The sequence below is a fragment of the Asanoa sp. NPDC050611 genome, from assembly GCF_040654855.1.
Taxonomy (GTDB): Bacteria; Actinomycetota; Actinomycetes; order Mycobacteriales; family Micromonosporaceae; genus Asanoa.
On sequence record NZ_JBFAIU010000040.1, the window covers coordinates 24,773 to 34,773 of the forward strand.

The window sequence follows — 10,001 nt, forward strand, 5'->3', positions numbered from 1 at the left end:
CGATGGGTGCGCTGCTCCGTAACCTCACGCGGATAGCCAGGGTTCGGCAACGTTTTACACAGGAGGTGGGCATGACGCGGTCGGCGCAACGGCGGCGGGTCACGATCGTCGACGTCGCCCGGCACGCCCAGGTGTCGACGACGGCCGTGTCCAAAGTGCTGCGCAACGCGTACGGGACCAGCCCGGCGATGCGCGAGCGGGTGCACCAGGCGATCGCGGAGCTCGGCTACCGGCCCTCGGCGGCGGCGCGGGCGTTACGCGGTCAGACGTACACCCTCGGCGTGATGGTGCCCGACATCGCCAACCCGTTCTTTCCCGAGGTGCTGGCCGGGGTGACCGAACAGCTCCGCGACACGGACTACCAGGTGCTGCTCGCACCGGGCTGCGCGGGCGAGCAGGCCGAGGCGAAGACGATCGAGTCGATGATCGACCGCAGCATGGACGGGATCATCCTGATCGCGCCGGTCTCGCCCCGGGCCCACCTGGAACACGTCGCCGGCATCGTCCCCACCGTCGTCGTCGGGCGGCACGCGCGGGGCACCATCTTCGACACGGTCGCCGACGACGACACCGCAGGGGCCGCGCTGGTCGTCGACCATCTCGTCGGCCTCGGCCACCGCCGCATCGCGCACATCGCGCACCCGGAGACCGAGCCGTCGTGCATCGAGGAGATGCCCAACATGATCCGCGCGGAGGGCTACCGGCAGGCGATGCGCCGGCACGGCCTGGCCGGCGAGATCGACATCGTGTCCACGCGCTACACCCGCGAGGGCGGCTACCGGGGGGCGCGCCAGTTGCTGGCACGGCCGGTCCGGCCGACCGCCGTCTTCGCGGGCGCCGACATCGCCGCCATGGGCGCGCTCGACGCGATCGCCGAGGCCGGGCTGTCGGTGCCCGGGGACATCTCGGTGGCCGGCTACGACAACACGCCGTTCGCCGCCTTCAGCCAGGTGTCGCTGACCAGCGTCGACCAGGCGGGCGCGCAGATCGGCGCCGACGCGGCGCGGCTGCTGCTGGCCCGGATCGGCGACCGCGCGCGCCGCTCGTCGCAGGTCAAGCTCTCCCCCACTCTGGTCACCCGCGCCACGACCGCGGCACCGTCGTCCTGATCCTGTCCGAACGACCGCTTTTAGACGCCCTGTTGCCGGCCGATCCGGCGCCGGACGCGTCGCCGGTGCCGGATGATGGGTCGGTGCACCGCGCACGCAGTCTTCGGCGGGGCGAGCTGGAACCGTTGGCCAACCTCATGTCGCAGGTCGGTCTGGCCGGGCGGTTCAGCGGTGACGCGACCGTTTTCGGGGCCGACCCGGTCATCCGCTCGCCGCACCGGCTGGCCGAGGCGTCGTGCACCGCGCATCTGCTCATCGCGGCCGCGGGTGCGGCGATCTGGGAGGCCCGCACCGGAGCGTCGACCGACATCGCCATGGACGTCGTGCACGGGCTGCACCACCTGCACCCGACCCACTCGTGGGGCAGGCCGGCTACCCCAGCAACGTCGGTGCCGAGTTCGTCGAGGTCAACGGGGTCTTCGAGACCCGCGACGGCGGTTACGTGATGCTCGAGGCCGGGCCGCCGTACCAGAAGCTGCTCAACGGTTACCTGAACTTCTTCGACTGCGGCAACCGGAAGCAGTCCTTCGCCCGCGAGGTCGCCCGGTGGGAGGCGGACGACCTCGTGGAGGCGCTGTCCGCCGCCGGGCTGCCCGCCTGCCGGGCGCTGACCCGGGCGGAGTGGCTCGCGCATCCGCAGGGGCGGGCGCTCGCGGCGGTGCCGCAGATCGAGATCGTGAAGATCGCCGACCGACCGCCGGTGCCGTTCACCGCGCCGGCGTCCGCACCGCTGGACGGGGTGCGGGTCCTCGACTTCACGCACGTGCTCGCCGGGCCGCGCAGTGCCCGGACGCTCGCCGAGTACGGCGCCGCGGTACTGCACATCAGCTCGCCGTGGTTCGCCGACACGCTCGCGCAGCACCTCGGCGTGGACGCGGGCAAGTACGACGCCTACCTCGACCTGCGCGCCGAGTCTGACCTGGCGGCCATGCGGCGGCTGGCCGCCACGGCCGACGTGTTCGCGTGCACGTACCGGCCCGCGGTGATCGAGCGGTTCGGCCTCGGACCCGCGGCGCTGGCCGCCGCCAGTGAGCGCGGCATCGTCTACATGTCGGCCAACGCGTACGGGCATTCGGGCCCCTGGGCGCGGCGGCCCGGGTTCGACCAGAACGGGCAGGTGACGTCGGGGTTCGCGCTGGAGGAAGGTGCGGGCGGGCCGCCGAGGTTCTCACCGGTGTTCTACGTGGCCGACCTGATCACCGGCTACTGCGCGGCGGCCGGGATGATGGCGGCCCTGCTCCGGCGGGCGGACGAGGGCGGCTCGTACCAGGTGAAGCTGTCGTTGACCCGCAGCGTGATGTGGGTGCAGGAGCTGGGGCTGCTGGACGTGGCAGCGCAGGGGTCGGTTCCCGCGACGGACACCTACCCGGCGTCGACGGTCACGATCGACACGACGTACGGGCCGGTGGACTTCCTGGCGCCGCCGGTCTCGTTCAGCGACCTGACCCTGCCCGCGTCGGACCGCCTGGTCCCGTACGGCAGCGACCCCGCGGCCTGGCCCACGGTGTGACGCCTCAGCGGGCGGCGCGTTCGGCGGCGCTGCGCAGGACGCAGAACTCGTTGCCCTCCGGGTCGGTGAGCACGACAAAGCCGGTGCCGTCGGCGCGCCGGTGGTCGGCGAGCATGGTCGCACCGAGGTCGAGCATCCGGGCCACGTCGTCGTCGCGGCGGGTCTCCGCCTGGAGGCAGACGTGCACCCGGTTCTTGACCGTCTTGGGCTCGGGCACCGCCTGGAAATAGAGCGTCAGGCCGGTGGGCAGCAGGATGGCCACCTCGGGGTCGCCGGGCGCGTCCTCGTCGGACATCGGCACCTCGAAGACCTTGCTCCACCACGTCGCCAGCGCGTAGGCGTCGGCGCAGTCGAAGACGACGTTCTGCACAGTCGGTGCCATGTGTGTCAGCGCTCCCCGTCCCGCGACCGATCCGTAGGCGGTCGTGCTCGGCGAGACTACAGGGATGTCGGCAGGCACGGTGGTATATGTTCTCGAGCTCGTCGGTCTCTACGTCTTCGCCACGTCCGGCGCGTTGATGGCCGTGCACAAAGGGTTCGACATCGTCGGGATCGTGGTGCTGGCCACGGCGACCGCGCTCGGCGGCGGCATCCTGCGCGACGTGATCATCGGTGACACGCCACCGGCGGCGTTCACGAACGTCAACTACCTGGTGATCCCGGTGGCGGCGGCGGTGGTCACCTTCTTCGTCCATCCCGTCGTGCGCCGGCTCAGCGTCACGGTCCTCGTCTTCGACGCCGCCGGGCTCGGGCTGTTCTGCGTCACGGGCACCATCAAGGCCCTGGACTTCGGGCTCGGCTCGCTGCAGGCCGTGCTCCTCGGCGTCACCACCGCGGTCGGCGGCGGGATGCTGCGCGACATCATCGCCCGGGAGACGCCCGCACTCGTCCAGGTGGACACGGACCTGTACGCGATACCGGCCACCGCGGGCGCGCTGGTCGTCGCCGTGGCGCACCGGGCCGACCTGCCGATGCCGGCCGTCGCCACCTGCGCCGCGGTGCTGGTGTTCGCGTTCCGCCTGGTCGCCATGATCCGCCACTGGAAGGCGCCACGCGCGTGGTCCTGGCCGCCCGACCGCTACCCCAGTTGGTCGCGGCGGCGGGTCAGGTAGGCGGCTTCCGCGGTGTTGCCCGCCAGGGCGATGGCCTGGTCGTACGCCGCGCGGGACTGGTCGCTGCGGCCCAGCCGGCGCAGCAGGTCCGCGCGCGCCGCGTGGTAGGCGTGGTAGCCCGCCAGCTTCGGCTCCAACCGGTCGACCGTGGCCAGTGCGACCTCGGGGCCGTCCAGCTCCGCCACCGCTACCGCCCGGTTGAGGGCGACGATCGGTGACGGGTCGAGCCTGACCAGTTGGTCGTAGAGCGCGACCACCTGCGACCAGTCGGTGTCCCGCACGTCGCGGGCCGAGGTGTGCACCGCGTTGATCGCCGCGAGGATCTGGTAGCGGCCCGGCGCCTCGCCGGCGGCCAGGCGCTCGCGCACCAGCCGGTGGCCCTCGGCGACCAGTGCGGCGTCCCAGGCCCCGCGGTCCTGCTCGCCGAGGGTGACCAGCTCGCCGCCGGCCGACACCCGCGCCGTGCGGCGGGCCTCGGTGAGCAGCATCAGCGCCAGCAGGCCGGCCACCTCGCCGTCGTTCGGCAGGAGTGCGCGGATCAGGCGGGTGAGGCGGATCGCCTCGGCGGTCAGGTCCTGCCGCACCGGATCGGTGTCGGCGCCGGTTGCCAGGTAGCCCTCGTTGAAGACCAGGAAGAGGACACCGAGCACACCGGAGACGCGCACCGGCAGGTCCTCTGTGGACGGCACCCGGTAAGGGATGCGCGCCGCCTTGATCTTGGCCTTCGCGCGGGTGATCCGCTGGCCCATGGCGGTCTCCTGCACCAGGAAGGCGCGGGCGATCTCCGCCACGGTCAGGCCGCCGACCATGCGCAGCGTCAGCGCCACGCGGGTCTCCATCGCGAGCGCCGGGTGGCAGCAGGTGAAGAACAGCCGGAGGCGCTCGTCGTCGATGGCCGCGGGAGGCTCGGGCGGGTCGTCGTCGTACAACATCGCGGCCTCCTTCTGCTTGTCGACGCGCTTGGTCTCGCGCCTGATCCGGTCGATGGCCTTGCGGTTGGCGGTGGTGGTCAGCCAGCCACCGGGATTCGGGGGTACGCCGTCGACCGGCCACCGTTCGACGGCCGTCGCGAACGCCTCGGCCGTGGCCTCCTCGGCGATGTCGAGGTCGCCGAAACGCTTGGTCAGTGCGGCGACCACCCGGGCCCACTCCGCGCGGTGGGCCCGGGTGACCGCGTCGGTCACACTCACAGGAACGGACGCACCTCGACCCGGCGGTTGCAGTGCTTCGAGCCCTCGGCGGCGATCTTGAGCGCCGCGTCGAGGTCAGGCGCCTCGAAGACCCAGAAGCCGGCGAGGAACTCCTTCGTCTCCACGAACGGCCCGTCCGTGAACACCGGCTCCCCGCCGCGGTTGTCGATCACCGTGGCCGTGCTCGGGTCCGCGAGCCCACCGGCGAAGACCCACTGGCCCGCGGCCTGGACCCGCTCGTTGAACGCGTCGATCGCGGCCATCTCCGCCGGCGTGGCGGAGTTGCTCCGGTCGTCGATCACGGAAACCAGGTACTGCATTCGGATCATCTCCTCGTTCTGGAACGTACCAACAGTAAGTGGGCTCAGGCCGGTCGCGAGCCCCGGTAGACCAGGACGGCGAGGACCACGAAGATGGCCGCGCCGACCACTCCGACCACGTTCACGCCCGACGTGAACGCCGCCTGCGCCGCGTGCGACAGCGCGGCCGCCGGCTCCGGGGGCAGCCCCGCCGCCGCGCCGCCCGCCGCCGTGATGCTCTCCCGCGCCGCCCCGGCCGCCTCCGCGGGTACGTTCGGCGGTGCCGTGAAGCTGTCGCGGTAGACCACCGTGCCGAGCGTGCCCAGCGTCGCCACGCCCATCGCGATCCCGAACTCGGCGCTGGTCTCCATCAGCGAGGCGGCCGAGCCCGCCCGCTCCGGCGGCGCCGCGCCCACGATGACGGTGGCGGCGAGGGCCATCGGCAGCGAGATGCCGGCGTGCGCGAGCACCAGCCCGGCCACCAGCGGACCGGGGCCGGCGGCCGGGTCGACCACCAGCAGCAGCGCCAGCCCGGTGGCCGCGACGACCATGCCGGCCGCCATCACGTGCGCCTGCCGGAAGCGGGCGGCCAGCCGCGGCGCGGCGAGGAAGCCGGCGGCGAGCGCCACGTTGTGCGGCAGGAGCCAGAGGCCGGCGCGCAGGGTGGTCAGCTCCAGCACCGACTGGAGGTACATGGTCGACATCAGCGACACGCCCGCCATCACCACGCCGGTGAGCAGGTAGACGCTCAGCGCCGAGCGGAACGCCCGGAAGGCGAAGAGGCCCAGGTCCAGCAGCGGGTCGGCGAGGGCCCGCTGGCGCCGCACGAACGTGACGCCGAAGACGAGGCCGACCACCACGGCGCCGGCGGCGACCGGGTCCCACCCACCCCGGGCCAGCTCCTTCAGGCCGTAGATCGCGGGCAGGATCGCGACCAGCGACAGGCCGACGCTGGCCAGGTCGAGGCGGCCGGTGGCGGGCGCGCGGTATTCCGGCAGCAGCACCGGGCCGACGACCAGCAGCAGCGCCATGAACGGCACGCCCAGCAGGAACGCCGAGCCCCACCAGAACTGCTCCAGCAGCGCGCCGCCGACCAGCGGGCCGATCGCCATGCCGCCCATGAAGCAGGTGAACCAGACGCCGATGGCGGTGCCGAGCTGCTTCGGGTCGGTGAACATGTTGCGGATCAGCGCCATCGTCGACGGCATCAGCGTCGCGCCGGCCAGGCCGAGCAGCGCGCGGGTGAGGATGAGCATCTCCGCGCTGGTCGAGTACGCGGCCAGGATCGACGCCACACCGAACGCCGCCGCCCCGATCAGCAGGAGCCGGCGGCGCCCGATGCGGTCGCCGAGCGTGCCCATCGTGACCAGGAAGCCGGCCAGCACGAACGAGTAGATGTCGAGGATCCACAGCGTCTGGTTGGCGTCGGCGCCGAGGTCGGCGCTGACCCTGGGCAGGGCGAGGTAGAGGACGCTCGCGTCGAGCGCCAGCAGCAGCGTGGGCAGGGCCAGCACGGCCAGCCCGGTCCATTCGCGGCGCCCGGCGCGGGCCGGTGCGGCGGTGGCGGTCGTCGGGTCCATCGGTGGTGCTCCGTTCGTCGTCAAGTGCTCCTACGCACTCACCACGAGCGGGTCACCGCGAATCCGACAGGTCCGCCGGACGAATTCTCAGACCTTCGCGCGCATCACCCACCGCCACTTCGCGATCTTGCGGTCCCGCGTGAAGCCGTAGCGCGCGTAGAGCTCCTCCGGGCCGGTGTGCAGGTAGGCGCCACGCTGCGGCGGTCGCTCCGCGGTCTGCTCCGGGTAGGCCTCGACGACCCCGCCGCCGGCCCGCCTGATCTCCTCGAGGGCCGCCCCGACCGCGGCGGCGGCGACGCCCTGGCCACGGTCTTTCGCGTTGGTGAAGACACAGCCGATCCGCCAGTCGGGCGCGGCGTCGGCCCCGCGCTCGTACACCTGCCGGTTCTTGATGTTGGGTAGCTCGGCCGGTGAGCCGAACTGGCACCAGCCGACGCAGCGGTCACCGTCGAAGACGAGCACCTGGTGGACCGTGCCGCGGGCCACGTGCTCGCGCTTGGCCGCCCGGTTGCCGTCGGGGGTGTGCCCGGCACCGACGCCCTCCGGATGGAACCCCATGCACCAGCAGCCGCCCCACACGCCGTTGTTGGCCTCGACCAGCGCGGCGAAGTCGTCCCACGTCTCCGGCGTGAGCAAGCGAGTCGTCAACGTCGTACGGGCAGTGTGGTCGAGGGGTCTGACATTCACGATCCGCCGTGGTCACGCACCCGGCGCGCGGAAGTCGACCGCCTGCCTGGCCGCCCGGTCGATCTCCGCCGGCGTCAGCAGGACCACGGTCGTGGTGTCCAGGGCGCCGCTCGCGCCCACGGCGAGGGACACGGCCGCCGCCGCCTCGTTGTCGGGCAGGTCGCAGATGATGTAGACGTCGTGCTCGCCGAAGCTGTAGTACATCGCCTCGAGGCTCCCGCCGACACTCTCGGCCGTCCGCCGCGTGGCTTCGACCCGCCCGCTCCCGCCGTCCGCGAGCAGCCCACGCCGGCCTTCGACGGTGTACGCCGAGGTGAACAGGTACTTGGCCATGTCCTCAAGGTAGGCGACCGGCGCGGTGGTTCGCCCCACAATCAGTAGCGCCGACCGACTGGCCACGCCGTACCGTACACGCGTACCAGGACGGGAGAAGGACATGTCGGACACCTTCGGCGGCCTCGCCGGCGACCTCCGGGGCACGGTCGACGACCGGCCACCGCTGCTCCTCGTGCACGGTCTCAGCTACGACAGACGCCAGTGGGGGCCGCTGCTGGACGAGCTGGCGACCGTCGACCCGGGCCGGCGGGTGCTGGCCGTCGACCTGCCGGGGCACGGCCGCTCGCCGCGGTGGGACAGCTACGACCTCGACGAGGTCGTCGCCGCGATCCACAAGGCCGCGGCCGAGGCCGGACTCACCGCGCCGGTCGTCGTGGGCCACTCGCTCGGCGGCGTCCTGGTGACCATGTACGCCGCGGCCTATCCCGCCCGGGGCGTGGTCAACATCGACCAGCCCCTCCTGGTGGGCCGGTTCGCCGACGTACTGCGGCAGGCCGAGCCGGTGCTGCGCAGCCCGGCGTGGGGCGACGTCTGGGCCCGGATGCTCGCCAACATGCACGTCGACGAGCTGCCGCCGGCGGGGCGGGAGCTGGTCGCCACGGCCACCGACCCCCGGCAGGACCTGCTCCTCGGCTACTGGAACGAGGTCCTGGTCAACTCCCCCGACGAGCTCGCCCGGCGCCGGGCGGACGACCTGGGCGTGATCCGGGCCAACGGGCTGCCGTACACCTTCGTGACCGGCCATGAGCCGAATCCGGCGTACCAGGAATGGTTGCGATCGGCCCTGCCGGACGTCACCGTGACCGTGCTGCCCGGCAGCGGCCACTTCCCCCACGTCGCCCATCCGCGCACCGTGGCCGGCATGCTGGTCGGGCAGCCGGGGCCCGCCCGGCCGGCCTGACGATTGGGAAACGCGATGGCTCTGCCCGACCGCCTGCGCGACGACGCCGCGGCGCTGCAGCCCGAGCTGGTGCGGCTGCGGCGCGACCTCCACCGGCACCCGGAGATCGGCCTGGACCTGCCGCGGACGCAGCGGGCGGTGCTCGACGAGCTGGCCGGGCTGGGCCTGGAGATCACCCTGGGCCGCTCGCTGACGTCGGTGACCGCGGTGCTGCGCGGCGCCGGCGGGCCCGCCGTGCTGTTGCGCGCCGACATGGACGCGCTGCCGATCACCGAGACGACCGGGCTCGACTACGCCAGCCAGGTGGACGGCGCCATGCACGCGTGCGGGCACGACCTGCACACGGCGATGCTGGTCGGCGCCGCCCGCCTGCTCAGCCAGCACCGCGACCAGCTGGCCGGCGACGTGGTGTTCATGTTCCAGCCTGGCGAGGAGGGCTGGAACGGCGCCGGGCGGATGATCGCCGAAGGGGTGCTGGACGCGGCCGGCCCCCGGGTCTCCTCGGCGTACGGGATGCACGTGCGATCGTACGGCTGGCCCAGCGGTCGGTTCGGCAGCCGGCCGGGCACGCTGATGGCGGCCACCGCGGACCTCAAGGTGACCGTGCGCGGAACCGGCGCGCACGCCTCGATGCCGCACCTCGGCCGCGACCCGGTCACCGTGGCGGCGGAGATCGTGACCTCGTTGCAGACGCTGGTCACCCGCCGCTTCGACGTCTTCGACCCGGTCGTCGTCACGGTCGGCTCGATCCACGCCGGCAACAAGGCCAACATCATTCCGGACACCGCCGAGATCGACGCCACGGTACGCACCTTCTCGGCGACGAACCAGGAGCGGCTGCGCGCCGAGATCACCCGGTTGTGCGAGCACATCGCGGCGGCGCACGGGCTGACCGCGGAGGTGGCGTACGTCGACGGCTACCCGGTGACGGTCAACGACGAGCAGCGGTACGAGTTCGCCCGCTCGGTGGTGTCCGATGTGGTCGGTGCGGACCGGTTCGAAGCGATGCGCTTCCCCGTGAGCGCCGCGGAGGACTTCGCGGAGGTGCTCGACCAGGTGCCGGGCTGCTATCTCATGCTCGGCGCGAGCGGCGCCGAGGATCCGGCGCAGGGAGCGGTCAACCACAGCCCCCGCGCGGTGTTCGACGACGCGGTCCTCGCCGACGGCGCGCTGGTCCACGCGGAGCTCGTGGGTCCGGTCGTGGAGTGGGCGGTCGACGCGAGCTGGTGATGGTCGTGCGGGTCTCCGTGACATTTCGGGCATAAGCCGCGTTATTG

General features: G+C 72.6%; 12 protein-coding genes. 6 read left to right on the forward strand and 6 right to left on the reverse strand.

The annotated features are described in order from the left end of the window. Positions 1-71: 71 nt before the first annotated feature. From AB0H87_RS09290 to AB0H87_RS09300, 3 genes are all read left to right on the forward strand, one after another. Complete coding sequence (locus tag AB0H87_RS09290) at positions 72-1,109, forward strand: LacI family DNA-binding transcriptional regulator (RefSeq protein ID WP_360142004.1); 1,038 nt, start codon at positions 72-74, stop codon at positions 1,107-1,109. A gap of 83 nt (positions 1,110-1,192) precedes the next feature. After that, positions 1,193-1,555: a hypothetical protein gene (locus AB0H87_RS09295; protein WP_360142006.1), complete on the forward strand. Its 363-nt coding sequence runs from the start codon at positions 1,193-1,195 to the stop codon at positions 1,553-1,555. Further along, positions 1,468-2,619, forward strand: a complete 1,152-nt coding sequence (locus tag AB0H87_RS09300) for a CoA transferase (protein WP_360142008.1) — start codon at positions 1,468-1,470, stop codon at positions 2,617-2,619. Before AB0H87_RS09295 ends, AB0H87_RS09300 begins: the two co-directional genes overlap by 88 nt. Positions 2,620-2,623: 4 nt before the next feature. On the opposite strand, the gene AB0H87_RS09305 is transcribed toward AB0H87_RS09300, so the two are convergent. Then, positions 2,624-3,001 (reverse strand): VOC family protein, encoded by a 378-nt coding sequence (locus AB0H87_RS09305; RefSeq protein WP_360142010.1) that lies wholly within the window; start codon positions 2,999-3,001, stop codon positions 2,624-2,626. Positions 3,002-3,065: 64 nt separating this feature from the next. Between AB0H87_RS09305 and AB0H87_RS09310 the strand changes: the two genes are divergently transcribed. Beyond that, positions 3,066-3,731: a trimeric intracellular cation channel family protein gene (locus AB0H87_RS09310; RefSeq protein WP_360142012.1), complete on the forward strand. Its 666-nt coding sequence runs from the start codon at positions 3,066-3,068 to the stop codon at positions 3,729-3,731. Here AB0H87_RS09310 and AB0H87_RS09315 read toward each other — a convergent pair. The 5 genes from AB0H87_RS09315 to AB0H87_RS09335 form a co-directional block, all read right to left on the reverse strand. Then, on the reverse strand, positions 3,698-4,915 hold the full coding sequence (locus tag AB0H87_RS09315) for a DUF6596 domain-containing protein (RefSeq protein WP_360142028.1): 1,218 nt from the start codon (positions 4,913-4,915) through the stop codon (positions 3,698-3,700). The two genes, AB0H87_RS09310 and AB0H87_RS09315, sit on opposite strands and share 34 nt — an antisense overlap. A gap of 2 nt (positions 4,916-4,917) precedes the next feature. Next, positions 4,918-5,241, reverse strand: coding sequence for a YciI family protein (locus AB0H87_RS09320; protein ID WP_360142030.1), 324 nt, complete (start codon positions 5,239-5,241; stop codon positions 4,918-4,920). Positions 5,242-5,285: 44 nt separating this feature from the next. Then, positions 5,286-6,800: an MFS transporter gene (locus AB0H87_RS09325; protein ID WP_360142014.1), complete on the reverse strand. Its 1,515-nt coding sequence runs from the start codon at positions 6,798-6,800 to the stop codon at positions 5,286-5,288. An 87-nt stretch (positions 6,801-6,887) separates the two neighbouring features. Further along, positions 6,888-7,448 carry a GNAT family N-acetyltransferase gene (locus AB0H87_RS09330; protein ID WP_360142016.1) on the reverse strand — a complete coding sequence of 187 codons (561 nt, stop codon included), beginning with the start codon at positions 7,446-7,448 and terminating at the stop codon, positions 6,888-6,890. A gap of 51 nt (positions 7,449-7,499) precedes the next feature. Further along, a complete protein-coding gene (locus AB0H87_RS09335; RefSeq protein ID WP_360142018.1) occupies positions 7,500-7,820 on the reverse strand; it encodes a GYD domain-containing protein in 321 nt (106 codons plus the stop codon). Positions 7,821-7,923: 103 nt separating this feature from the next. Here AB0H87_RS09335 and AB0H87_RS09340 point away from each other — a divergent pair, with 103 nt between their 5' ends. Both AB0H87_RS09340 and AB0H87_RS09345 read left to right on the forward strand, forming a co-directional pair. After that, a complete protein-coding gene (locus tag AB0H87_RS09340) occupies positions 7,924-8,724 on the forward strand; it encodes an alpha/beta hydrolase (protein ID WP_360142020.1) in 801 nt (266 codons plus the stop codon). A 15-nt stretch (positions 8,725-8,739) separates the two neighbouring features. Beyond that, positions 8,740-9,954 carry a M20 family metallopeptidase gene (locus tag AB0H87_RS09345; protein ID WP_360142022.1) on the forward strand — a complete coding sequence of 405 codons (1,215 nt, stop codon included), beginning with the start codon at positions 8,740-8,742 and terminating at the stop codon, positions 9,952-9,954. Positions 9,955-10,001 lie beyond the last annotated feature (47 nt).

Coding starts and splice junctions, on each gene's coding strand:
- AB0H87_RS09290 (WP_360142004.1), top strand. CDS start 72: ATGACGCGGTCGGCGCAACGGCGGCGGGTCACGATCGTCGACGTCGCC.
- AB0H87_RS09305 (WP_360142010.1), bottom strand. CDS start 3,001: ATGGCACCGACTGTGCAGAACGTCGTCTTCGACTGCGCCGACGCCTAC.
- AB0H87_RS09310 (WP_360142012.1), top strand. CDS start 3,066: ATGTCGGCAGGCACGGTGGTATATGTTCTCGAGCTCGTCGGTCTCTAC.
- AB0H87_RS09320 (WP_360142030.1), bottom strand. CDS start 5,241: ATGCAGTACCTGGTTTCCGTGATCGACGACCGGAGCAACTCCGCCACG.
- AB0H87_RS09325 (WP_360142014.1), bottom strand. CDS start 6,800: ATGGACCCGACGACCGCCACCGCCGCACCGGCCCGCGCCGGGCGCCGC.
- AB0H87_RS09335 (WP_360142018.1), bottom strand. CDS start 7,820: ATGGCCAAGTACCTGTTCACCTCGGCGTACACCGTCGAAGGCCGGCGT.
- AB0H87_RS09340 (WP_360142020.1), top strand. CDS start 7,924: ATGTCGGACACCTTCGGCGGCCTCGCCGGCGACCTCCGGGGCACGGTC.
- AB0H87_RS09345 (WP_360142022.1), top strand. CDS start 8,740: ATGGCTCTGCCCGACCGCCTGCGCGACGACGCCGCGGCGCTGCAGCCC.